We start from the raw sequence: 22,407 nt of genomic DNA, 5'->3' as shown, positions 1-22,407 counted from the left end.
AGGGCGCGCGCCATGGACTGGTCGCAGCACTCCGTTCCGGCGATGCGGCTCGAGCCACGCTTCGGTGATCGCGTCGTTCCGGTCTTTTGTGAACGGCCCAAGAGTATTCCGGCGATGGTCGCCGAGGCCGTTGCAACCAATCCGGATGGCGAGGCGCTGGTCTGCGGCGCCACGCGAATGACATGGCGCGAAGTCGCGCTGCAATCGGCGCAAATCGCGGCGGGTTTTCAAAAACTCGGTCTGCAGCGCGGCGACCGCGTCGCGCTGCTGCTCGGCAACAGAATCGAATTCGTGCTGACAATGCTGGGCGCGGCGCATGCCGGGCTGGTGACGGTGCTGCTTTCGACACGCCAGCAAAAGCCCGAGATCGCTTACGTGCTCACCGATTGCGGCGCAAAGCTCCTGATCCACGAGGCCATGTTGGCCGACCGCGTGCCCGATGCCGGAGAGATCCCTGATGTGATGCACTGGATCGCGATCGATGACGATCCGCGGATCTCGCGCTTTGCCGAACTCGCCGACAACACGCCGCTGGCCGCACCAATCGAGGTCGGCGAAGAGGATACTGCCATGATCCTCTATACATCGGGCACCACGGGACGGCCAAAGGGCGCGATGCTCGCCCATTGCACCATCATTCATTCGGCCATGGTGTTCGTATCGTGCCTGAAGCTGACAGCTGCGGATCGGTCGATCGCCGCAGTGCCGCTCGGCCACGTGACGGGTGTGGTCGCCAACCTCATGACCATGGTGCGCTGTGCCGGCGCCTTGATCATCATGGCAGAGTTCAAGGCGGCGGAATATCTGAAGATGGCGGCGCGCGAGCGCGTCACCTACACCGTGATGGTACCGGCGATGTACAATCTCTGCCTGCTGCAGCCGGATTTCGACCGCTACGATCTGTCGAGTTGGCGGATCGGCGGCTTTGGCGGCGCGCCGATGCCGATCGCCACCATCGAAAAGTTAGATGCTAAAATTCCCGGCTTGAAGCTGATGAATTGCTACGGCGCGACCGAAACGACATCGCCATCGACGATGATGCCCGGGGAATTGACAGCGAGTCACATTGACAGCGTCGGCTTGCCCTGTCCCGGCGCACAGATCGTCGTGATGGATGCCGACGGCCGCGAACTGCCGCGCGGCGAGATCGGCGAAATCTGGATTCACGGCGGCTCCGTCATCAAGGGCTACTGGAACAATCCGACGGCGACGGCGGAGAGTTTTACCGCCGGTTTCTGGCATTCCGGTGATCTCGGCTCGATTGACGAAGAGAATTTCGTCCGCGTGTTCGATCGGCAGAAGGACATGATCAACCGCGGAGGGCTCAAGATCTATTCCGCTGAGGTCGAGTCGGTGCTGGCCGGTCACCCCGACGTGGTCGAGAGCGCGATCATCGCAAAGCCGTGCCCGGTGCTGGGCGAGCGTGTGCACGCCGTCGTCGTGACGCGCAATGCCGTCAGCGGCGAGGTGCTGCGCGCTTGGTGCGCCGAGCGGTTGTCATACTACAAGGTGCCGGAAACCATGGATCTGCGGACGGACCCATTGCCGCGCAATGCCAACGGCAAGGTGATGAAGCGGCAACTCCGTGAGGCGGCCTCAGCCATCTCGGCTGCGGCGCAGGCATCGGCTAGCCGCTAATCAACCGACACGGCTGCCTACAAAATCTTCCAGATAGTCCGGAACCTTATGCCCTTCGATGTCGCAGCGGCACTGGATTTCGCGTGCGACATCTCTCGATAAGTCTTCGCTCCAATGTTCAAGCGTGTTGAAGGCGACGACCTCGATCGGGTCGCGGAATTGGCCCGACAAAAGGTCGGCAATGATCGTCTCGAAATCAGTCCGCTCGACCTTCTGGACGATGGCGTCCGGCCCGGCTTCCAGGACCAGATAGATCGTTTGATCGGCGCCATACGGCACAATGGGCGGAAATCCGCGCATTGCCTGATCTCCATGTAACGGAGATTCAATTGCAGCGCAGGGGAAAGGTTCCGGTTACGCCGCGACCTTTCAAAAATGCCTGTCTGGCAACGATAAGCGCGCTAACCGTCGTCCCAAGCCTGCCGCGCGTCGGCGCGACAGGCTTAGAGCTTCGGCGCGCTACCTTTGGGCATCGCGCTCTCGCTCTGCCCGGTGGCGAGTGCGGCGCCGTCGATCGCGGCGGCGCTGACGAGTTGCTTGACGTCCAGCAGAGTGAATTGCGCGATGCCGACACGGTCGGCCGGCGTGCCCGGAACGAGCTGCACGCTCAATACGCCATCGCAGTTTGCGCCTTTGGCCTCGGTCAGCATGGCGCTCGGTTCCTTGGCTTTGGCCTGCGCGCGCTTGACGACCGCGACGCAACTGCCGCGGACGGTGTCGCCGTTGAGCTTGACGGCGGCCCTCGGATCGAGCGGCTTGTCGATGGCTTCGAGCGCAGTCGCTTCCTTGTACTTGCCGCCGACCGATATGATCGAGCCCTTGCGGTAGATGTAATACAGATGCTGGTCACCGACGATGGTCGGCACGCCGTATTTGCCCATGATCTCCTTGATCATGTCCGATTTCGACGGCTGCTGGTCCGGCGCAAAGGTCATGTTGCGGGCGACGAAATAGGCGCGGTTGGCGCTCGCAGGGGAGGAGAAGCTGGTCGAGAGCATCTCGCCGTTCTGTTTCGAACCGGCGGGGAGACTGAAATTCAGCGCGGCGACGTAGTTGGCACCGCCGTTGCCGAACTTCTGCTGCTGGATGTCGGTCTTGGTGTCGGTATGGCCCTTGAACAGCGAGTCAAAGATGGCGCGCGCGGATTCGGCGTTCGATTCGGTCGAGATGCCCAGAATATCCGGGCGCAACTTGCCCGAGAACGCCGTCTCGGGCGCTTTCGGCTTGACGTCGTCGGCCAGTGACGCTGCGGCTAGGGATAACAGGCCGATGGCAAGCAGCATCGAAACCAGCGCATGGCGAGGCATGAAACACCTGAAAAATGGGGGGCGAGTCGACAATGGAGGCGGCCGGGATTACGCCAAACTTTGAACCGCGATGTCAACATTGCCAGCCGATTTCGGCGGCTGGGAGCCGCTGTTAACGCTTTGATCCGCCTCGCTTTGCCTTGCCACCGCCATATCGATAGGTTACGCCCCGGCCATGCGGGGATCGGGCGCGCGATACTGCCGCCGAAGTTGCGGTTCCTCGGGGATGGGATACCTTTAAGTGTCTGAATTATTTGATGAAGTAGACGAGGAGGTCCGTCGCGAGCAGCTCAAAAAGCTGTGGGACCGGTATTCGCTTCTGATCATCGCCGGCGTGATTTTGATCATCGCCGCCGTGGGCGGCTGGCGCGGCTACCAGTATCTGGAGGCCAAGAAGGCGGCCGAGGCGGGGGCGGCGTTCGACAAGGCGGTCGAGCTTTCGGAAGCCAACAAGCACCCTGAGGCCGAAGCGGCCTTCGCCGATCTCGTTGCGAGAGCGCCGTTCGGCTACCGCGTGCTGGCACGCTTGCGCATGGCGGCGGAAGTCGCCAACCGCGATCCGCAGGCCGCGGCAAAGATGTTCGACGAGATCGCGGCTGATCGCAGCGTCGGCGTCGCCGAGCAGGATCTCGCGCGGATTCGCGCGGCCCAGTTGCTGCTGGAAAGCATCAGCTATCCCAATATGAAAGACCGACTGGAAGCCGCCACTGCGCCAGGGGCCACTTTTCGTCACACCGCGCGCGAATTGCTGGCGCTGTCGGCCTGGCGTGCCAATGATGCCGCAGCGACGCGGCAATGGCTGGACCTGATCGCCAATGACGGCGAAACGCCGCCCAGCCTGCGTTCGCGTGCCGAAGCGCTGCAGGCCTTGCTGCCGCCGGTCGCCAAGAGCTGACGCCGGCAAAACGAGTTGGGAAATCCAATATGCGCCGCCCGCAACGTTTGATCGCAACCGCCGTCCTCATCGCGCTTTCGGGGGCGCTGGCGGGCTGCGGCAGCATGGGCAATTTCGATCCGAGCGATCTGCTCGACTTCCTCGATACCAAGAAGAAGCTGCCCGGTGAGCGCAAGCCGGTTTTCCCCGAAGGCGTGCCGGGCCTTGAGCAGGGCGTGCCGAAGGATCTCTACAAGGGCACCCGCCAGGAGCAGGTTGAAGACCCGAACGCGCAGGCTGCCGCTGCGGCTCCTCCGCCGGAGGAACCGAAATCGAAGCGTGGCGTGAAATCCAGGGGCAAGCAGGCTGCCGCACCCGCCGCTGCGGCTGCGGATCCGGACGCCGCTCCCGAGGATGAGGCCAGCACCGCCGCTGCGCCGCCGGCGCCCAAGCCGGCCAAGATCGTGCGCAAGCGCACCACGGCTCCACCGCCCGATCAATCGGCCGCGCCCGCGCAATCTTCGCAACAATCGGCTTTCCCGGCTCCAATGCCGAGCGGCAGTTTCTCGCGCTGATTTGTTGTTTTCGTTCGATTGACACGCTCTTCAAAAAAGGGCGTTTGGATCATTTATGTTCTTTACGATCGCCATCATCGGCCGGCCTAACGTCGGCAAGTCGACGCTGTTCAACCGGCTGGTCGGGCAGAAGCTCGCGCTGGTGGATGACGAGCCCGGCGTCACCCGCGACCGCCGCGAGGGAAGCGCACGTCTCGGCGATCTCGAATTCACCGTGATCGACACCGCAGGCCTCGACGAGGGCGCCAAGGGCTCGCTCACGGCGCGGATGCAGGAGCAGACCGAAGCCGCGATCGGCCTGGCCGATGCGCTGATGTTCGTGATCGACGCCCGTGCGGGCCTGACGCCGAACGATCGCGCCTTTGCCGATTTCGCGCGCCGCGCCAACAAGCCGGTGGTGCTGGTCGCCAACAAGAGCGAGGGCAAGCACGGCGAAATCGGCGCGATGGAATCCTACGCGCTGGGGCTCGGCGATCCCGTGCAGATTTCGGCCGAGCATGGCGAGGGCATGAGCGATCTCTACGACGCGCTTGCCGCACTGATGCCGGAGCCAGCGGAAGAGCGGGAAGAGTTCGACGACGACGACATCATATCCGACGAGGATATCGCCCAGCGTCCGATCCGCGTCGCCATCGTCGGCCGTCCCAATGCCGGCAAGTCAACTCTGATCAATCATTTGCTGGGCGAGGAGCGGCTGCTGACCAGTGCGGAGGCGGGTACCACGCGCGACTCCATTGCCGTAGAGATCACCTGGCAGGGACGCGGCTTTCGCGTGTTCGACACCGCTGGCTTAAGGCGGCGGTCGCGGATCGAGGAGAAGCTGGAAAAATTGTCGGTGGCGGACGCGCTACGCGCGGTGCGCTTTGCCGAAGTCGTCGTGATGATGATGGATGCGCAGAACCGGTTCGAGGAACAGGATCTGCGTATTGCCGATTTGATCGAGCGGGAGGGGCGGGCGATCGTGCTCGCGGTCAACAAATGGGATTTGATGGAGCGCAAGCCCCACCTGATTTCGGCGCTGCGCAGCGATGCCGATCACTGGCTGCCGCAGGTGAAGGGTGCCCCCATCGTCGCCGTGTCCGGCTTGATGGGCGAGGGCATCGATCGCCTGATGACTGCAATCCAGGACGCCTACGCAGTCTGGAATAAGCGCGTGCCGACGGCCGCGCTCAATCGCTGGTTCGAGCAGGCAGTCGACGCCAATCCGCCGCCCGCGGTGTCCGGCCGCCGGCTGAAGCTGAATTACATAACCCAGACCAAGGGGCGTCCGCCGAGTTTCGTGCTGTTCTGCTCGCGCGCGGACGCCGTGCCGCAATCCTACTTGCGCTATCTCACCAACAGCCTGCGCGAGGCTTTTGATCTGCCGGGCACGCCGATACGCATCACGCTGCGCGAAAAGGCCAACCCGTTCGCGCACAAGCGCAAGCGCCCGTCATGAGCGAACAGGCGTCCGCCGCCGTTGCCGACGATAGGCCGCCGGTGCGCAGCGGCGCAGCGGCCTTTATCTTCGTCACCATTTTGCTCGACATGCTCGCGCTCGGCCTGATCCTGCCGATCCTGCCCAAGCTCGTGGAGAGCTTTGTCGATAACGACACGGCTACGGCCGCGCGGATCTTTGGCTTGTTCGGTACCGCCTGGGCGCTGATGCAGTTTTTGTTCTCGCCGATCCTCGGGGCGCTCTCGGACCGGTTCGGCCGGCGGCCGGTGGTACTGCTGTCGAATTTCGGGCTGGCGCTGGATTACGTGTTGATGGCGCTGGCGCCGTCGCTGACCTGGCTGTTCATCGGGCGGGTGATCTCGGGCATCACCTCGGCGAGCATTTCCACGGCCTTTGCCTATATCGCCGACGTGACGCCGCCGGAACGGCGCGCCGCGGTGTTCGGCAAGATCGGCGCGGCGTTCGGCGCCGGCTTCATTCTGGGCCCCGCCATCGGCGGCCTGCTTGGCGGCATGGATCCACGCTTGCCATTCTGGGTCGCTGCGGGTTTGAGCTTTGCGAACGCGCTGTACGGCTGGCTGATTCTGCCCGAGTCGTTGCCGCGGGAGCGGCGCGCACCGTTTCACTGGAAAAGCGCCAGCCCGATCGGCGCATTGCATCTGTTGCGCTCGAACCGGATTCTCGCTGGCCTGTCGCTGGCGAATTTCTTCGGCCAGGTCGCGCATGTGGTGCTGCCGTCCACCTTCGTGCTCTACGCCACCTACCGCTATGGTTGGGATACGAAGACGGTAGGTCTCACGCTGGCGTTGGTCGGCGTCTGCGCCATGGTGGTACAGGGTGCCGGCGTCGGGCCGATCGTCACGCGCCTCGGCGAGCGCCGGGCGCTGCTGCTCGGGCTCGCCTGCGGAGCGCTGGGATTCTTCATCTATGGTGCGGCTCCGACCGGACCACTGTTCTGGATCGGCATTCCCGTGATGGCGCTGTGGGGCGTGGCGGGGGCGGCGGTCCAGGCACTGACGACGCAACTAGTTGCGCCGGATCAGCAGGGCCAGTTGCAGGGCGCGACCAACAGCGTCAACAGCATCGCCCAGATGGCGGGACCATTTCTATTTACGCTGACGTTCGCCTATTTCATCAGCGATCAGGCGCCGGTGAAAATGCCGGGCGCACCGTTTCTGTTGGCGGCAGCGTTGCTGGGATTGGGGCTGGTGATTGCGTGGCGGACGCTGGCGGGCAAGAAGCGCTGAATTGTAGGGTGGGCAAACGTAAGCGTGCCCACCACTGGAGTTATAACCGGGATAGATGGTGGACACGGCGCGAGAGCGCCTCTGCCCACCCTACGGCGCGACTACGCCGTCACTTCTTCACCAGCGGACACTCGCTGGCTTCCAGCGGCTTGGCGGCGTCTTCTGCCGAAATCGTGGCGATCTGTTTGTAATAATCCCACGGTCCCTTCGACTCTTCCGGCTTCTTCACCTCGAACAGATAGGCCGGAATGAGGCGGCGTCCGTCGGCACGCAGCGGGCCTTTGCCGAACAGCGGATCGTCGGTCGGCAATTCCTTCATCTTGGCGACCACCTTGGCGCCGTCATGCGGATTGCCGCCGAGCGCTTCCATCGCCTTCAGATAATGCAGCACCATGGCGTAGTTGCCGGCCTGCGTCATCGAGGGCATCGCGTTCTTATTGGCAAGTGCTGAAAACCGCTTCGACCAGGCGCGCGTCTGGTCGTTCATGTCCCAGTAGAAGGATTCCGTGAACGTCAGGCCCTGCGCGGTTTTCAGCCCGAGCGAGTGCACGTCGTTGATGAACAGGAGGAGCGCGGCGAGCTTCTGGCCGGCCGCGACGATGCCGAATTCGGAGGCCTGCTTGATCGAGTTGGTGGTGTCGCCACCGGCATTGGCAAGGCCGACGACCTTGGCCTTGGACGCCTGCGCCTGCAGCAGAAAGGACGAGAAGTCCGACGTGTTCAGCGGATGCTTCACGCCGCCGAGCACCTTGCCGCCGTTGGCGGTCACGACAGCCGACGTGTCGCGCTCGAGCGCGTGACCGAAGGCATAGTCGGCGGTCAGGAAGAACCAGCTATCGCCGCCCGCCTTGGTCAGCGCCTTGCCGGTGCCGGTCGCCAGCATGTAGGTATCATAGGTGAAGGAGATCGTGTTCGGCGTGCAGGCCTTGCCGGTGAGATCGGCGGTCGCCGCACCGGAGTTCAGCAGCACTGCGTTCTTTTCCTTGACGAGATTGCTGACGGCGAGAGCGACACCGGAATTCGGCGTATCCGCGATCGCATCGACCTTATCGTTGTCGATCCATTGCCGCGCGAGGTTCACGCCGACATCGGGCTTGTTCTGGTGATCGCCGCTCACGACGTCGATCTTCCAGCCCTTTTTGGTGAGGCCGGAATCCTCGACCGCCATCTTGACCGCAACCACCGAGTTTGGTCCGCCGATGTCGGCATAGAGACTCGACATGTCGTTGAGCACGCCGATCTTGACGGTCTTGTCCTGGGCGAAGGCAGGGCCTGCGAGACACAAGCTCGCAAGCACGATCAACGCGGCGGAATTCCGCACAAGTTTAGTTTTCATTTGTTTCCTCCATCGGTTGATGCCGGGCGGATTTCTGCGTCATCCGGCCCGGCATTTCCCGGCGATCTTCCCAGCCCGGGATGGTTTTGCAATGCGCCTATCGTAGCGCGTTCGAAGTCAATTTGAACTTCTGGATCCGCTTTCCGGTATCAACTTCGGCCGTATAGACGTTGCCCTTGGCATCCACCGCCATCGCGTGAACCCAGTGGAACTGCCCCGCATTGCGGCCGCTGCGGCCAAAACTGCCGACCACGGTACCGTCGTCGCGTTTCAGCACCCGTATTTCGTTGTTCTCGCCGTCGGCGCTCAACAAATAAGTCTGCTTCGGGTCGGGCCAGATCGCGATGTCCCAGACCGCGCCGTTGCCCCGCGTATTCTTTTCGTAGAACCATTCCTTAACGAAGGTTCCATCTTTCCTGAACACCTGGATGCGGTTGTTGATGCGATCGCAGACATAGAGCAACCCGTCGTTGGCGAGCTTCACGCAATGCACGGGGTTGGCGAATTGCTGCGGGGCCGGTCCGTTGGGATCGTAGAGCGGTTGCTTTTCGTCGCTCGGCGGCTTGCCGTAGGCGCCCCAGTGCCGCTTGTAGGCGCCGGTCGTGGTATCGAACACGATGATGCGGCGATTGCCATAGCCGTCGGCAACGAAGATTTCGTTGGCGTCCTTGTCGATCGCGGTCTCGGCGGGCTTGCCAAGCTGTGTCGTATCGTTGGACCCCTTGCTCGGCGCGATCTTGCCGATCTGCATCACGAACTTGCCGTCTAGGGTGAATTTCAGGATCGCATTGTCGTTGTCGGCGTTGCCGCCGACCCACACAAAGCCTTTCTCGTCCACTTCGATGCCATGCTCGCGGCCGACCCATTCGTAGCCGTCGCCGGGGCCGCCCCAGGAGCGCAAGAGATTGCCCTCGGCGTCAAACTCGAGCACCGGCGGCGCCGGGACGCAGCATTTCGACCGCGGCGGGTTCAGCGTCGCGCCTTTTTCGTCGTCAGTCAGCGAGCGCGGGCGATGGATCACCCAGATGTGGCCCTGCGCATCGACGGTGATGCCGCCGACCTGGCCGAGGATCCAGTTGTTCGGCAGCGGCTTTGGCCAGGATGCATCGACTGCGAAGGTGCGAATGTCGCCGGCCCGCGAGGAATCCGGCGCCGCAATTAGCACTACGGCGGTGAAGCAGACAGCAATGGCTTTGGAGAGATTTCGGCGGGCGCGTTTGCGCGTCGGCGTCATGAAGGCCTCCCGATGATTTTTCTTGGCGGGTTTCTCCCGCTTGGGAAAGCAGTCAATCGTGCAGCGGTCGGGGAGTCAACGGTTTGACGCCGTCATTGCGAGAAGCGAAAGCGACGAAGCGATCCATGTCTCAACAAGCGGCAAAATGGATTGCTTCGCTGCGCTCGCACGGTTCGTAGGATGCTCAAGCCGGCGGATGAAAGCTCATCAGCGTGCGGGCCTTGTAGTCATAGAGTTTGCCCGTCTCGGTCCATTCCGGCGTGCACATCGGCACGATGAATTCCGCCGCCTGCTCCGGCGTATCCAGCGTCATCGGGTCTTCGCCGGGAAATACGCTGGCGCGCATGCGGGTGCGGATCGGGCCGGGGCTGAACAGATTGACGCGCAGTTTCGTGCTCACGGTTTCGTTGGCCCACGAGCGCACCAGCGTGTCCAGCGCGGCCTTCGAGGCCGCGTAGGGGGCCTGATAGGCATTCGCCTTGCTGGCAACGCCCGATGTCACGAACACGGCGCGGCCTGCGTCCGAGACCTTGAGCAACGGGTCCATGCAGCGGATGAGCTGGAAGTTCGCGGTGACGTTCACCGCGAACACATCATTCCACGGTTTCAGCTCGATATGCCCAAGCGGCGAGGAGGGACCGGCGACGCCGGCATTGCCGACGAGAATGTCGAGCTTGCCGTGACGCTCATGCAGCGCTGCGCCGAGCCGCGCGATGCCGTCGAAATCGGTTAGGTTGAGTGGCACCAACGTGGCGCTGCCGCCGTCCTTCCTGATCTCGTCGTCGAGCTCCTCAAGGCCGCCTTGCGTGCGTGCGACAGCAACGATGTGCGCGCCGGCGCGGGCGAGCGCGCGCGCCGTGGCGTAGCCGATGCCGCGCGAGGCGCCAGTCACGAGCGCGATGCGTGAGGCGAGGGGTTTGGTCATTGAATGGACTCTAGCAAATCGTCGTCCTACATACGCCATGAAGGTTATAATGGCGGCAGGTGCTCGTAGCTATTGGTCTTCGAAAAACGAAGGCCGGTGGCTATGCGTCCCTGCTTTCGCAGGGACGACAAACTCAGCTCGCTTCCGCCAGCAGCGACAATTGCCGCGGCTGCGGCTCGACCTGGGTCTGGTCGGTAAGGTGGGTCGGATAGGCACCCGTGAAGCAATGGTCGGAGAATTTCGGATTGGCGGGATCGCGGCCCGGTTCGCCCATCGCGCGGTACATGCCGTCGATCGACAGGAACGCCAGCGAATCCGCGCCGATGATGTCGCGCATCTCTTCCAGCGTATGGGTGGCGGCGAGAAGTCCGCCGCGGTCCGGCAGATCGATGCCGTAATAATCGGGATACAGGATCGGCGGCGAAGCGAGCCTGAAGTGGACTTCGCGCGCGCCGGCATCGCGCATCATGCGCACGATCTTCTTCGATGTGGTGCCGCGCACCAGCGAGTCGTCGATCAGGATGATCCGCTTGCCTTCGATCGCGGCGCGGTTGGCAGAATGCTTCATGCGGACGCCGAGTTCGCGCACGCTTTGCGTCGGCTGGATGAAGGTGCGGCCGACATAGTGGTTGCGGATGATGCCGAGTTCGAACGGCACGCCGGAATGCTGGCTGTAACCGACGGCGGCAGGCACGCCAGAGTCCGGCACCGGCACCACGACGTCGACTTCGACATGGCTTTCGCGGGCAAGCTGCGCGCCGAAGGCCTTTCGGACCTCATAGACAGAACGGCCGCCGACGATCGAATCCGGCCGTGAGAAGTAGATGTACTCGAAGATGCAGGGCCGCGGCGGTTTTGGCGGAAACGGCTTGTGGCTATGGGCGCCTTCCTCGTCGAACACGACGATCTCGCCGGGCTCGACGTCGCGCACATATTTGGCGCCGATCATGTCGAGCGCGCAGGTTTCCGAAGTCAGGATCGGACAGCCATCGAGATCGCCGAGCACCAGCGGTCGGATGCCGAGCGGATCGCGGGCGCCAACCAGCTTCTTGTTGGTGAGCGACACCAGCGAATAGGCGCCCTCGATCGCGCGCAACGCCTCGATGAAACGGTCGATGAAACGGCTGCGTTTGGACTGTGCGACCAGATGCAGGATCACTTCGGTGTCGGTGGTCGACTGCATCATGGCGCCGTTCTTCACCAGTTCGCGGCGCAGCGTCAGTCCGTTGGTGAGATTGCCGTTATGGCCGACCGCGAAACCGCCTGCATTGAGCTCGGCGAACAGCGGCTGCACGTTGCGCAGGATGGTGGCGCCGGTCGTGGAATAGCGGACATGGCCGACCGCCATAATGCCGGGCAGGCGCTCGATCACTTCGCGGCGGGAGAAAGTATCGCCGACAAGGCCGAGGCGGCGTTCGGAATGGAAACGGCTGCCGTCAAAGGAGACGATCCCGGCGGCTTCCTGGCCGCGATGCTGGAGGGCGTGTAGTCCCAGCGCCGTGATGGCGGAGGCCTCGGGGTGGCCGAAGATGCCGAACACGCCGCATTCCTCGCGTAGCGTGTCGCCTTCGAGATCGTCCTGCAACTCGATGCCAAGATTTACATCGAGTTGGCCGGCGGGATCGGAAGGGTTTTGCATCGCGTCCATCGCCTCTCTTTTTTGGCCAGAAATTAGCGGCCCGCGGGTTTCTCGATCAGCTTTTTAAGGCTGTCGCGGGCAGGTTTACTGTAGCCATCGCCGGACGCAGGCGCTGCCTGGTCGGCGTCAGTTTGATCGTCTTCCGGTTTATTCTTCTTGAATCTCTTTAAGATGGTGTTCTCGGGATCGTCAGGCAAGAGCGACATTAGCCAATCCCCGGTTCCCTGCAGCACCACCCGGGATTTTGCACCGGTGATCCAGTCCGGCCTCTGCTTGTCCGGGACCAGCCAGCTAAAGAACAGGAAGGCGACCACTACGATCAAAAGGCCACGACCCAACCCAAACAGGAATCCAAGCGTGCGATCCAGCGCGCCGATCCGGGAATCCAGGATCATGTCCGAAATCCGCACTGTGATCACGGAAACCACGATCAGAGTGCCGATGAAGGTGCCGGCCACCACCACCACGGAGGCCACAGTATCATTGTTGAAATAGGCCTTGGCGGTCGGCAGCAGCTTCGAGAAGGCATACAGCGTCACCAGCGCCGCCGCGCCCCAGGCTGCGATCGACAGGATTTCGCGCATGAAGCCGCGCACCATGGCGAGCAGGCCCGAAATCAGCATCACTCCGAGCAGGACGAGATCGAGTATCGTTATCGGCATCGGCTGGTCAGGTCCGCTCGTAAGTCCTTTAGACAGCGAATCGGCGGCTCAGGGTCACCCCAAGTGAAGGGCAGACGGCGTATCCCGCAAGGCCGGATATGCTGCCATCCCGCCCGCCTTTCGCGCGCGTTGTATAGCGGCGAGGGCCCGGCGCGTCACGCCGCTTTAGCTGTTTTCACGACGGAATCGCGCCGGTGTGGCATTTTTCTCTGCCGCACCCTCGCGACTGGTGTCCCGGTTGCCCCTCGGGCTGCCGCGCGCCGCGATTTCGGCCACCAGGCTGGTTAGTCCGCCGATGCTGTTCAGCGCAAGCCCACCATCGCCGCCAACCTCTCCGCGCGCCGATTCAGGCAGAACCGCGCGGCCAAAGCCCAGCTTCGCGGCCTCTTTCAATCGGGCCGAGGTCTGCGCCACCGGCCGGACCGCGCCGGAGAGCGAAATCTCGCCGAAATAGACCGCGTCTGTTGGTAACGGCGCGTTTACCAACGACGATACCAGGGCGGCGGCCGCCGCGAGATCAGCCGCGGGCTCCTGGATCCGCAAGCCCCCCGCCACGTTCAAATAGACGTCGTAGCCGGACAATTTGACCCCGCAATGGGCCTCCAGCACCGCCAGCACCATCGACAGCCGGCTCGGATCCCAACCCACCACCGCCCGCCTGGGGGTGCCGAGCGTGGTCGGCGCCACCAATGCCTGCAATTCCACCAGGACGGGGCGGGTGCCTTCGATCCCGGCAAAAACCGCCGTTCCCGGGCTGCCCAGATCGCGTTCAGAGAGGAACAATTCGGAGGGGTTGGAAACCTCGCGAAGACCTAGCCCCGTCATCTCGAACACGCCGATTTCGTCGGTCGGGCCAAAACGATTCTTCATCGCGCGCAAAATGCGGAAATGCTGCGAGCCTTCGCCCTCGAACGACAGCACCGCGTCGACCATGTGCTCGACCACGCGGGGACCTGCGATCTGGCCGTCCTTGGTGACGTGCCCGACCAGGATGATCGCAGCACCGGTTTTCTTGGCGAATCGAATGAGCGCCTGTGCCGAGGCGCGGACCTGCGTCACCGTTCCCGGCGCTGATTCCACGGTGTCGGTCCACATGGTCTGGATCGAATCGATCACGATCAGCCGCGGCACCGCGCCCTCTGACAAAGTCGAGACGATGTCCTCGACGGAGGTTTCGGCGGCGAGTTGCACCGGCGCGTCCGCCAATCCGAGCCGCTCGGCGCGCAGCCGCACCTGCGCCACGGCCTCTTCGCCTGAAATATAGACCGCGCGATGCCCGGCCCGGGCCAGCATGCTGGTAGCCTGCGTGAGCAGCGTCGATTTACCAATGCCGGGATCGCCCCCGACCAACAGCACCGAGCCACGTACAAAACCGCCGCCGGTGACACGGTCGAGCTCGGTCATCCCGGAGGGCAGGCGAGGGGCGTCGTTGCTTTTGCCCGTCAGCGATTCCAGCGCAAACGTCCGGCCCTTGCGCCGCGAGCGGACCGAGACCGGCATCGACGTTGCACCGGTCGTGTCTTCCTCGGCAAGCGTGTTCCACTCGCCGCAGGAATCGCACTTGCCCTGCCAGCGGTTATACGCCGCGCCGCAGTTCTGGCAGACGAAGGAGAGGGTGGATTTGGCCATGAAGAAGGTGAGTCGCTTTCCAGAGGTCCCGCCGTCGTCCATAGCATGGAATGGTCACGGGCAAGCATGTACCGTCCATTTGGTGGTTCTGGTCCGGATCAAAGCCGCCAATATCGCTGACGTGTCAAACAGGAGAGATGCGATGCTCCGCCCCGCTCTTTATTTCATTACGGCACTGTTAGTTTTCGTGAACGCTCCAACGAGCCGCGCAAACGAGGTGAAGCGCGTTTCTGTCAATGGCACCGAACTCGCTTACGTCGAAGTTGGCCAAGGTGAGCCGGTCATATTCGTCCACGGCGGGCTTCAGGATTACCGGATGTGGCTGAATCACCTGCCCAAGTTTGCTGAGCGGTATCGTGCTATCGCCTACAGCCGCCGCAACAATTACCCGAACGAAGTGGACCCGGATGGAATGCCGGATGGGGCTGCAGACGTGCATGGCGAAGACTTGGCAGCCTTGCTGCAGGCTCTGGGTTTGTCAAAGGTGCGGGTGGTTGCACACTCGTCGGGCGCACACGTCGCATTGTTCTTTGCCGCCGCCCATCCTGAAATGGTTGTCAGCCTTGTCCTGAATGAACCGCCTGCCGCCGGCATACTGGTTGGCATTTCCGATTCAGCCGAGATGTTGAAGGCGTGGGGCGCTGGTATTGCACCAGCAAGAGAGGCCCTAAAGGCTGGCGACACAAAAGCCGGCATCCCGCTTTTCGTAAATGCTGTCGGTGGACCCGGCGCTTATGAGCGACGTTCCGACGCCGACAAGAAGATGAACGCGGACAACGTGGCCTCCTACCAAGCTGATGCCACGACAAAGCGCCCCAGGCCGGTTTTCACGTGTGATATGGCCAAAGCGATCAAGGTGCCGACGCTATTGTCCAATGGCGAGCGAAGTCCCAAGTTCTTTCATCGGATCATGGACCAGCTAGAGGTTTGCCTGCCAAATCGCGAGAGGATCGTCATTAACGGAAGCTCACACACGGTGCCTTCCGAAAATCCGGATGCTTTTGATCGCGCCGTACTGGCGTTTCTAGCAAAGCACTAGCACAGTCATTGAGGCCAAGCTGTGAAACGACAGCGCCCCCAGATTTAGCTTGAGCGCTGTCGTTCATGTCATTTGCCCTATTTCACTGACACAAACGGCACCGATGAGCCCGGCACCATCGTGGTCGGCAGCACGCCATTCCAGCGTTCGGCCTGCACCAGCGTGACCAGGTTCGGGTTGGTGCCGAGCGCCTTGGCGCGGGCCTCGATGGCCGCGGCTTCGGCCTCGCCGGTGATCCTGATATTGGTGGCGCGCGCTTCGCCGTTCAGCCGCAGCGCGTCGGCCGCGGCCTGCGCCTCGGCGCGGACGGCATTGGCCTTGGCAGTCGCCTGCGTGACGGTGATCTGCGCCTGCACCTTTTCGCGCTCGGCATTCTGCTGCAGCTTCTGCACCTCGACCTCGGCCAACATGCGCTGCTCGATCGAATGCAGATAGTTTGCGCTGAACTCGATGTTTTCAAGCTGGACGCTCTCGATCATGATCATCGGGTCGTCCTTCAGCGATGTCGTGATCGCGTCCTTGATCGCTGAGTTCAGCGCTCCGCGCTCCTGGATCGCCTTCACGGCCGTGTAGCGGCCGAACACGATCTTGACCTGCTGATTGACGGCCGGGCTGACCACCTGTTTGACCGCGGTGTCCAGTCCGCCAAACTTGGCATAGAGATCGGCCACCTTGTCCGGCGAGGCGCGCAAGGTGACGCTGATCTTGAGGTCGGCCGGCTGCTGGTCGTAGGAATAGGAGTTCATCTTGTCCCAGGCATAGGTGAAGGTCTTGACGCTGACCTTTTCGACACTGTCGATCAGCGGGACCTTGAAGCCCAAGCCCGGCTGCGCGGTGCCGATGACGGCGCCATAGCGCAGCTTCACGCCGCGCTCGGTTTGATCGACGGTGTACCAGCTTCCCGCAGCGATGATGGCGATGACAATGACGGCGCCGATGGCGCCGATGATTCCCCTGGGCATTTCAGTCTCTCCGGACGTGGGTGATGCGAATCCATGACCGGCACTGATCTATGGTCACTTGCCGAATGGATGTGACACGCGTCCACTTGGTCGGCAGCTGATGGGGAATGGTTCAGGCGGTGCGCCGGATTCCTATGAAAATGCGGTCCACAGCAGGGTGACACCAGCGGCCAGCATGATTCCATCCATCAGCAGCCGAAAGACGTCGGGCTGAAGACGCAGCACGAAGCGTTTGGCGATGAAGGCGCCAAACATGAGGGAGGAGCCGGCGACCAGCCCTTTTAGCGCGATATCAGGCGTCAGCGCGCCAAAGCGCTCGAAGGTGACTGACTTGCTGAGATAGAGGCCGAGCGAGCTTGCGGCTTCGGTGGCGAGAAAGGCGCCTTTGGTCAGCCCATAAAATAGAAACAGTGGCACGCTGAGCGGCCCGGTCGAAACCACGATGCCCGTGAGATAGCCGATAACGGCGCCACCGACTGCCAGATGCCAGAGCTGCGCTTTGAGTTGATGACGGGCCAGCCAATGCCGTAGCGGCACCATAGCGATGAGAAACAGGCCGATCGCGATATCGACGGCATGCGAAGGCAGCGCGAGCAACGTCCGTGCGCCAAGCGCGGCAGCCGGAATGCCCGTGGCCGAATAGGCGAGGCAGGCGCGCCAGTCGACCTCGCGCCACCAGGCGAGAATGCGCGCCAGGTTCGCCATCACCGCCGCGACCGCCATGATCGGAACGGCTTCCTTCGGTCCGTATTGATAGACCAATACCGGCATCAGCATGATCGACGAGCCGGTGCCGACAATGCCTGAGATGGTGCCGGCGAGCAGGCCGACAATGAGGACGAAGAGGAAGCCCAAGCTGCAGTCTTTCGTGATTCCTGATGCTGACATCATGGTGGCAGCAGGCTCAGGTTACGAGGGCCTAATATCACTCGAAAGGGAGCCGATCGTGTCAATCAAGGGAAGCTGCCATTGCGCTGACCGCAGAGCGCCCCGCTCACGCTAGGCGACGTAAAGCTCAATCGGGACATCAAATCCCTTGAGCTGGAATGCCTTCGAAGAACTGTCCTTCAAATCTGGCTGGGCGCGGTCAAACACCGCCTTCGTTACCAGGATCTGGTCGGCTTCGGCGACCGACTGGGCCCGGGAGGCGGTGTTGACGACCGTGCCGATCGCCGTCAGGTCCCGGTGAGATCGGCCGAACTCGCCAAAACTTAGTTCGCCGGAATGGATGCCGATGCCGATCCCTAGTTCGTTCGCGGTGAGGCCATGCGCGGCAACCAGCGCCTCGCGCCGCTCGCGCCAGTTCGTCTGAAGTTCTCGCGCGGCGAGGACGGCGTTTCTGGCATGCTCCTCCCGCCGCAGCGGAAAGTTGAAGATCGCCATCACCGCGTCGCCGATCGTCTTGTTGAGAAGTCCGTCATGCTCCCAGATCGCGCTGGCGCATTCATCGTAGAATGCGTCGAGCAGTCCAGAGACGGCATCGGCTGACTGCGATTGGGATAGGCTGGTGTAGCCGCGCAGGTCGGCAAACATGATGGTCGCATCAATGGTGATCTTGCGGGCCCGCATCACCTTTGTGAACATCAGCTCGCAGATGGTGCAGGTATTGGGGTTCATCCGGCTTGGACGAATGCCGAACGCGCGAAATGGCGCTGAGACCACGCCGCGAAGCGGCACCGGCAGATGCATCTGCTCCCAGCATCCCTTGCAAATCAGCGAATGTTGCAGAGCTGTCATTTTCAAGCCGTGATCCACGAGAGCGGCACGTATGACGATCCTATAACCGGCAGCGGGTGCGAGCAAGACAGCATCGCCGCAGCGCACACCTGCCGGCTGGCGGCGAGAGGCAAAGCTGCTAGGATCGCGGCAAAATAAGCAGAACGGAGGATCGCCATGGACGCTGTGACGCCGGCAAATGCGCAGACCGCAGACGCGCATTCCCATCTGGTTCGCCCCGATAGCATGGAATGGCAAAAGACCCGCTTTCCCGGATGCGAAGCCAAGACGCTCTTGTTCGACCGCAAGACCGGCCTGATGACCGCGCTGATGCGGTTTGCGCCGGGCGCGGTGCTGCCTGACCACGAACACGTCAACATCGAGCAAACTTACGTGCTCGAAGGTTCGCTCGTCGACAAGGAAGGCCCGGCGAAGGGCATCGAATGCAAGGCCGGCGAATTCATCTGGCGCGAAGAGGGCAGCCGCCACGTCGCCTGGTGTCCCCAAGGCGGGCTGATGCTGGCGATCTTCCAAGTGCCGAACAAGTTCTTCGAGGCCGACGGCCGCGTCATCGATGCCGCGGGCGAAGACTGGGACGCGGCGTGGGGCCACACCCGCAAGGGCTGATCCGCTAAAGGCGGATCATTGTTTCTGAATTCCCGCGGTATCGATGACCTGCTTCCAGCGGGAGATCTCTGACGCGATCATGCTGCGCATGTCCTCCGGCGAACCGCTGCGGACCTGGTTTCCCATGGCCTGGAGCTTGTCCTTGATGTCAGGCGTCTCGAGCACGGCGCGTAATTCCCGATTGAGTTTCTCGGCGATGGGTTGAGGGACATTCTTGCTGGTCGCGATACCGAGCCAGGATCGAACCTCGTAACCGGGGACGGTTGCGGCGATCGGCGGCACGCCGGGAATTGAAAACCACGGCTTTTCGCTGGTCACGCCGAGGCCTCGTATTGTACCGGCGGTGAGTTGCGGGGCCGTGATCGTCAGCGTGTCGATCAGGATGTCGATCTGGCCGCCAAGGAGGTCGTTGATGGGGCCGCCGCCGCCCTTGTAGGGCACGTGAATCATTTTGATGCCGGTCATCGACGACAGCAATTCGCCGACCAGATGTTGCGTCGATCCGACGCCGACCGAGCTGTAGGTCAGCGTGTCCGGCTTGGCTTTCGCTTCCACAATCAGGTCGGCAAGCGTCTGAAAGCGGTGGCTCGATTTGACGGCGATGACGAAGGGAAAGAACACCACCGTCGAAATCATCTGAAAATCCTCGACCGGGTCGAACGGCAGCGCCTTGTACATCGCCGCCGAGGCTGCGTGGCCGCCGGTCAGCATGATCAGCGTATAGCCGTCCGGCGCGGCTTTCGCGGTGCGATCCGATGCAATGTTGCCGCCGGCCCCGGGACGGGCTTCCACGATGACGGGCTTGCCAAGTCGCCGGGACAGGCCGTCGGCCACAATACGTGCGATCGCATCGGCATTGCCGCCGGCACCAAATCCGTGCGTCAGCGTGATTTGGCGGGAAGGGTAATCATCATTGGCGGATGCAGCGAAATTCACAGGCACACAAAAAAGCGCGATAATTGCCGCGACTATTCTCGGAATTCCCACGCGCATTCCTCCGCCTTCGTTTTGAAGCTTGCCCGAAGCATAGCAACTCCGGTTTCGCAGTGCGCAATGATTCTAGCGCAGGACGATCCACGCCGGCGCATGGTCGCTGGCGTCTTCCTCTCCGCGCATTTTCCGGTCGATGCCGGCCTTGATCAGGCGCGGCGCAATTGATGGGCTCAGCAGCAGGTGATCGAGCCGTAATCCGGCATCGCGCGGCCATCGGTTGCGCTTATAGTCCCAGAACGTGAACATCGGCTTTGACGGATGCAGGGTCCGGATCGCATCGGTCCAGCCCTGGTCTACCAGCGCCTTGAACGCGGCGCGGCTCTTCGGCTGGATCAGTGCGTCCTTGTCCCACGACTTGGTTGGGTAGATATCGAGCTCGGTCGGTGCGACGTTGTAGTCGCCGGCCAGCACCACAGGGATGTCCTGCTTGAGCAGTTTTGCGGCGTGCGACCGCAGTCGTTTGAACCAGTCGAGCTTGTAATCGAATTTCGGTCCCGGCTGCGGGTTGCCGTTCGGCAGATAGATGCTGGTGACCAGGATGCCGTTGATGGCGGCTTCGATATAGCGCGCCTCTTCATCATTGCGATCGCCGGGTAGCGCAGTGCGGGTCAATACTGGCTCCGCGTTGCGCGCCAGGATAGCAACGCCGTTCCAGGTCTTCTGTCCGCGCCACACCGCGCCATAGCCAGCCTTCTCGATCGCCATAATCGGGAACTCGGCATCGGTCGATTTCAGTTCCTGTAGACAGACAATTTCGGGCTTCGCTGCGCGTAGCCAGCGCAACAGGTTGGGCAGGCGGCGGTTGACATTATTAATGTTGAAGGTCGCGATCTTCATGTAGAGGTAGCTGGCATCACTGTGCTTCGCCTGACACTCGGAGATTCTATGTCGATACTACGTTTCGCCATTCTCGTGCTCGCCATTGGATGCTCCGGAGTCGCAGTTGCTCAAACCGCCGACCAGCGCGGCGCCTGCAAGGCGGACTATGACAAATATTGCGCCGGCACGCTGCCCGGCGGCGGCCGTGTCGTCGCATGTCTGAACAAGCAGCATCACCAACTCAGCGACGCCTGCAAGCAAGTGTTGGCCAGCCGGAAGAAACAGTAGGACTGGGCAACACGCCAGCATCGGGTTTTGCAGTTGTTGCCTTGATTGTCGCGTCCTCGGCAACTTGCGGCCTGCAAGCCTGACTTCGAGAAGTCGTTCGGCGGCTGGGTGCTGTCTGCCGAATGTTGCCTTTTGGACGGTCCGATCGGTGGCGCGTGCAAAAGCCGTGGACGACCTCGACAAGAAACGCCGCGAAGCAACACTTGAGAACAAGAACTAACTGGATGCGACAGCCGGCTCCGCTGGAGGCGGAGCAGGGGCCTCTGCAGTGGCGTTGCCGCCCTTGTAAATCCGCGCGTAGCGCTTGCCGAGGCTGGTCATCACTTCGTAGCCGATGGTGCCGAAATGATGGGCGAGTTCGTCGACCGTGATGCCTTCGCCGATCAGCGTCACCCATTGGCCGCGACGTACCGCATTCTTGTCGAGATCGGTGACGTCGACTGCCGTCAGGTCCATCGAAACCCGCCCCGCAATCGGGCAGCGCTTGCCGGCGACCACTACCTCGGCTCCCCGAGTGCCGTCATTGGCGCTGGCCGCACGGAAATAGCCGTCGGCATAACCTGCGGAAACGACCGCTATTCTGGTCGGACGCCGCGCCGTCCAGGTACCGCCATAGCCGACGGTCTCGCCGCGCTCGACGTTGCGGATCTGCACGATGCGGGCCTTCAGCTCGACGACCGGCAGCATCGGGTTGTCGGCTTCGGGCGTCGGGTTGATGCCATAGAGCGCGCAGCCCGGCCGCACCAGATCGAACTGGAACTGGGCGCCCAGGAAGATGCCAGACGAGTTTGCCAGCGACGCCGGGACGCCGGAAAACAGGCTCGCGATCTCGCGGAAGGCAGAAAGTTGCCTGGCGTTAGCCGGATTGTTGAGCAGCTCGGCGGAGGCAAGGTGGCTCATCACGAGCGTAATGCCGTGATCGCCGGCGTTGATGCGGGGGATGATGCCTTGCGCCTCGGTGACGGTGAGGCCGAGCCGGTTCATGCCGGTATCGATGTGAATGGCGGCGCCGCCGGACCAGCCGGAACGGCGGCAGAACACGTCCCATTCGGCGAGCTCGTTGAGGTCGCCGATGACAGGCTTGCAGTCGATCTTAGCATAGGCCTCGCCGGTGTTCTGGAAGAAGCCGCCAAGCACATAGATCGAAGCCGCCGGCACCGCGGCACGGACCACGCGGGCCTCATCGAGGGTTGCGACGAAGAACGTCTTGCAGCCGGCACCTGCGAGGGCGCGCGCGACCTGTTCGGCGCCGCAGCCATAGGCGTCCGCCTTGACCACGGCTGCGCATTCGGCCGGCACCGCCGTCTTCTCGAGCTTGCGCCAGTTGGCGACGATGGCGTCGAGATCGACCGTTAGCAGGCCGGTTGCGGTCACAAGCGCGACCGCTTGGTTCGCCTCGGGCGAGAACAGGGTGCCTTGCGGGATGGACTTGGGATCGGGGGCCACGTTCATGCCACAG

The 22,407-nt window shown here is 62.5% G+C and carries 22 protein-coding genes; 8 read left to right on the top strand and 14 right to left on the bottom strand.

The window, feature by feature from the left end:
• Positions 1-12 precede the first annotated feature (12 nt).
• On the top strand, positions 13-1,638 hold the full coding sequence (locus HCN58_RS14260) for a class I adenylate-forming enzyme family protein (RefSeq protein ID WP_171579992.1): 1,626 nt from the start codon (positions 13-15) through the stop codon (positions 1,636-1,638).
• Here the strand turns inward: HCN58_RS14260 and HCN58_RS14255 are convergent, their stop codons facing one another.
• Complete coding sequence (locus HCN58_RS14255) at positions 1,639-1,938, bottom strand: hypothetical protein (protein WP_171579991.1); 300 nt, start codon at positions 1,936-1,938, stop codon at positions 1,639-1,641.
• A gap of 143 nt (positions 1,939-2,081) precedes the next feature.
• On the bottom strand, positions 2,082-2,945 hold the full coding sequence (locus tag HCN58_RS14250; RefSeq protein WP_171579990.1) for a hypothetical protein: 864 nt from the start codon (positions 2,943-2,945) through the stop codon (positions 2,082-2,084).
• Between the two features lie 241 nt (positions 2,946-3,186).
• Between HCN58_RS14250 and HCN58_RS14245 the strand changes: the two genes are divergently transcribed.
• From HCN58_RS14245 to HCN58_RS14230, 4 genes are read left to right on the top strand one after another with little or no spacing between them, the layout of a single operon-like run.
• Positions 3,187-3,840: a tetratricopeptide repeat protein gene (locus HCN58_RS14245; RefSeq protein ID WP_171579989.1), complete on the top strand. Its 654-nt coding sequence runs from the start codon at positions 3,187-3,189 to the stop codon at positions 3,838-3,840.
• A 29-nt stretch (positions 3,841-3,869) separates the two neighbouring features.
• Entirely contained in the window at positions 3,870-4,394 is a 525-nt protein-coding gene (locus HCN58_RS14240) for a hypothetical protein (RefSeq protein ID WP_171579988.1), read from the top strand.
• A gap of 55 nt (positions 4,395-4,449) precedes the next feature.
• Positions 4,450-5,832 carry a ribosome biogenesis GTPase Der gene (der, locus tag HCN58_RS14235; protein ID WP_171579987.1) on the top strand — a complete coding sequence of 461 codons (1,383 nt, stop codon included), beginning with the start codon at positions 4,450-4,452 and terminating at the stop codon, positions 5,830-5,832.
• Positions 5,829-7,079 (top strand): TCR/Tet family MFS transporter, encoded by a 1,251-nt coding sequence (locus HCN58_RS14230; RefSeq protein WP_171579986.1) that lies wholly within the window; start codon positions 5,829-5,831, stop codon positions 7,077-7,079. The genes der and HCN58_RS14230 overlap by 4 nt, the downstream gene beginning before the upstream one ends.
• Before the next feature lie 109 nt (positions 7,080-7,188).
• Here HCN58_RS14230 and HCN58_RS14225 read toward each other — a convergent pair whose 3' ends face one another.
• The 6 genes from HCN58_RS14225 to radA form a co-directional block, all read right to left on the bottom strand.
• Complete coding sequence (locus HCN58_RS14225; protein ID WP_171579985.1) at positions 7,189-8,415, bottom strand: ABC transporter substrate-binding protein; 1,227 nt, start codon at positions 8,413-8,415, stop codon at positions 7,189-7,191.
• Positions 8,416-8,512: 97 nt separating this feature from the next.
• Positions 8,513-9,649 (bottom strand): NHL repeat-containing protein, encoded by a 1,137-nt coding sequence (locus HCN58_RS14220; protein ID WP_171579984.1) that lies wholly within the window; start codon positions 9,647-9,649, stop codon positions 8,513-8,515.
• A gap of 184 nt (positions 9,650-9,833) precedes the next feature.
• Complete coding sequence (locus tag HCN58_RS14215; RefSeq protein ID WP_171579983.1) at positions 9,834-10,574, bottom strand: SDR family NAD(P)-dependent oxidoreductase; 741 nt, start codon at positions 10,572-10,574, stop codon at positions 9,834-9,836.
• 133 nt (positions 10,575-10,707) lie between these two features.
• On the bottom strand, positions 10,708-12,213 hold the full coding sequence (gene purF / locus HCN58_RS14210; RefSeq protein WP_376701180.1) for an amidophosphoribosyltransferase: 1,506 nt from the start codon (positions 12,211-12,213) through the stop codon (positions 10,708-10,710).
• Positions 12,214-12,245: 32 nt separating this feature from the next.
• Positions 12,246-12,875, bottom strand: a complete 630-nt coding sequence (locus HCN58_RS14205) for a CvpA family protein (protein WP_171579981.1) — start codon at positions 12,873-12,875, stop codon at positions 12,246-12,248.
• A 165-nt stretch (positions 12,876-13,040) separates the two neighbouring features.
• Entirely contained in the window at positions 13,041-14,504 is a 1,464-nt protein-coding gene (radA, locus tag HCN58_RS14200; protein ID WP_065729777.1) for a DNA repair protein RadA, read from the bottom strand.
• Between radA and HCN58_RS14195 the strand changes: the two genes are divergently transcribed.
• Positions 14,503-15,543 carry an alpha/beta fold hydrolase gene (locus tag HCN58_RS14195; RefSeq protein ID WP_171579980.1) on the top strand — a complete coding sequence of 347 codons (1,041 nt, stop codon included), beginning with the start codon at positions 14,503-14,505 and terminating at the stop codon, positions 15,541-15,543. The two genes, radA and HCN58_RS14195, sit on opposite strands and share 2 nt — an antisense overlap.
• Before the next feature lie 77 nt (positions 15,544-15,620).
• Here the strand turns inward: HCN58_RS14195 and HCN58_RS14190 are convergent, their stop codons facing one another.
• The 3 genes from HCN58_RS14190 to HCN58_RS14180 all read right to left on the bottom strand — a co-directional run bounded on the left by HCN58_RS14190 (position 15,621) and on the right by HCN58_RS14180 (position 18,233).
• Entirely contained in the window at positions 15,621-16,505 is an 885-nt protein-coding gene (locus HCN58_RS14190) for a prohibitin family protein (RefSeq protein WP_171579979.1), read from the bottom strand.
• A gap of 132 nt (positions 16,506-16,637) precedes the next feature.
• Complete coding sequence (locus HCN58_RS14185) at positions 16,638-17,360, bottom strand: sulfite exporter TauE/SafE family protein (RefSeq protein WP_171579978.1); 723 nt, start codon at positions 17,358-17,360, stop codon at positions 16,638-16,640.
• Positions 17,361-17,504: 144 nt separating this feature from the next.
• Positions 17,505-18,233, bottom strand: coding sequence for an adenylate/guanylate cyclase domain-containing protein (locus tag HCN58_RS14180; protein WP_171580379.1), 729 nt, complete (start codon positions 18,231-18,233; stop codon positions 17,505-17,507).
• A 165-nt stretch (positions 18,234-18,398) separates the two neighbouring features.
• On the opposite strand from HCN58_RS14180, the gene HCN58_RS14175 reads away from it, so the two are divergent.
• Entirely contained in the window at positions 18,399-18,848 is a 450-nt protein-coding gene (locus tag HCN58_RS14175; RefSeq protein WP_171579977.1) for a cupin domain-containing protein, read from the top strand.
• A gap of 15 nt (positions 18,849-18,863) precedes the next feature.
• Here the strand turns inward: HCN58_RS14175 and HCN58_RS14170 are convergent, their stop codons facing one another.
• Together HCN58_RS14170 and HCN58_RS14165 are read right to left on the bottom strand one after the other, a co-directional pair.
• Entirely contained in the window at positions 18,864-19,841 is a 978-nt protein-coding gene (locus tag HCN58_RS14170) for a Bug family tripartite tricarboxylate transporter substrate binding protein (protein WP_171579976.1), read from the bottom strand.
• A 66-nt stretch (positions 19,842-19,907) separates the two neighbouring features.
• On the bottom strand, positions 19,908-20,678 hold the full coding sequence (locus HCN58_RS14165) for an exodeoxyribonuclease III (protein ID WP_171579975.1): 771 nt from the start codon (positions 20,676-20,678) through the stop codon (positions 19,908-19,910).
• A 48-nt stretch (positions 20,679-20,726) separates the two neighbouring features.
• Here HCN58_RS14165 and HCN58_RS14160 point away from each other — a divergent pair, with 48 nt between their 5' ends.
• Positions 20,727-20,948, top strand: a complete 222-nt coding sequence (locus tag HCN58_RS14160; protein ID WP_171579974.1) for a cysteine rich repeat-containing protein — start codon at positions 20,727-20,729, stop codon at positions 20,946-20,948.
• Positions 20,949-21,164: 216 nt separating this feature from the next.
• On the opposite strand, the gene alr is transcribed toward HCN58_RS14160, so the two are convergent.
• A complete protein-coding gene (gene alr / locus HCN58_RS14155; protein WP_210265991.1) occupies positions 21,165-22,400 on the bottom strand; it encodes an alanine racemase in 1,236 nt (411 codons plus the stop codon).
• Positions 22,401-22,407: the final 7 nt, after the last annotated feature.

The organism is Bradyrhizobium australiense, from assembly GCF_013114825.1.
GTDB lineage: Bacteria > Pseudomonadota > Alphaproteobacteria > Rhizobiales > Xanthobacteraceae > Bradyrhizobium > Bradyrhizobium australiense.
The sequence above is the reverse complement of the archived record's forward strand: the minus strand, read 5'-3'. Positions and strand labels throughout refer to the sequence as shown.

Excerpts from the sequence above, each read along its gene's own strand:
- HCN58_RS14220 (WP_171579984.1), bottom strand. The coding sequence starts at position 9,649 with ATGACGCCGACGCGCAAACGCGCCCGCCGAAATCTCTCCAAAGCCATT.
- HCN58_RS14205 (WP_171579981.1), bottom strand. The coding sequence starts at position 12,875 with ATGCCGATAACGATACTCGATCTCGTCCTGCTCGGAGTGATGCTGATT.
- HCN58_RS14190 (WP_171579979.1), bottom strand. The coding sequence starts at position 16,505 with ATGCCCAGGGGAATCATCGGCGCCATCGGCGCCGTCATTGTCATCGCC.
- HCN58_RS14215 (WP_171579983.1), bottom strand. The coding sequence starts at position 10,574 with ATGACCAAACCCCTCGCCTCACGCATCGCGCTCGTGACTGGCGCCTCG.
- HCN58_RS14255 (WP_171579991.1), bottom strand. The coding sequence starts at position 1,938 with ATGCGCGGATTTCCGCCCATTGTGCCGTATGGCGCCGATCAAACGATC.
- HCN58_RS14230 (WP_171579986.1), top strand. The coding sequence starts at position 5,829 with ATGAGCGAACAGGCGTCCGCCGCCGTTGCCGACGATAGGCCGCCGGTG.
- HCN58_RS14170 (WP_171579976.1), bottom strand. The coding sequence starts at position 19,841 with ATGCGCGTGGGAATTCCGAGAATAGTCGCGGCAATTATCGCGCTTTTT.
- HCN58_RS14225 (WP_171579985.1), bottom strand. The coding sequence starts at position 8,415 with ATGAAAACTAAACTTGTGCGGAATTCCGCCGCGTTGATCGTGCTTGCG.
- HCN58_RS14175 (WP_171579977.1), top strand. The coding sequence starts at position 18,399 with ATGGACGCTGTGACGCCGGCAAATGCGCAGACCGCAGACGCGCATTCC.
- HCN58_RS14160 (WP_171579974.1), top strand. The coding sequence starts at position 20,727 with ATGTCGATACTACGTTTCGCCATTCTCGTGCTCGCCATTGGATGCTCC.
- HCN58_RS14165 (WP_171579975.1), bottom strand. The coding sequence starts at position 20,678 with ATGAAGATCGCGACCTTCAACATTAATAATGTCAACCGCCGCCTGCCC.
- HCN58_RS14240 (WP_171579988.1), top strand. The coding sequence starts at position 3,870 with ATGCGCCGCCCGCAACGTTTGATCGCAACCGCCGTCCTCATCGCGCTT.
- HCN58_RS14195 (WP_171579980.1), top strand. The coding sequence starts at position 14,503 with ATGAAGAAGGTGAGTCGCTTTCCAGAGGTCCCGCCGTCGTCCATAGCA.
- alr (WP_210265991.1), bottom strand. The coding sequence starts at position 22,400 with ATGAACGTGGCCCCCGATCCCAAGTCCATCCCGCAAGGCACCCTGTTC.
- radA (WP_065729777.1), bottom strand. The coding sequence starts at position 14,504 with ATGGCCAAATCCACCCTCTCCTTCGTCTGCCAGAACTGCGGCGCGGCG.
- HCN58_RS14260 (WP_171579992.1), top strand. The coding sequence starts at position 13 with ATGGACTGGTCGCAGCACTCCGTTCCGGCGATGCGGCTCGAGCCACGC.
- HCN58_RS14250 (WP_171579990.1), bottom strand. The coding sequence starts at position 2,945 with ATGCCTCGCCATGCGCTGGTTTCGATGCTGCTTGCCATCGGCCTGTTA.
- purF (WP_376701180.1), bottom strand. The coding sequence starts at position 12,213 with ATGCAAAACCCTTCCGATCCCGCCGGCCAACTCGATGTAAATCTTGGC.
- der (WP_171579987.1), top strand. The coding sequence starts at position 4,450 with ATGTTCTTTACGATCGCCATCATCGGCCGGCCTAACGTCGGCAAGTCG.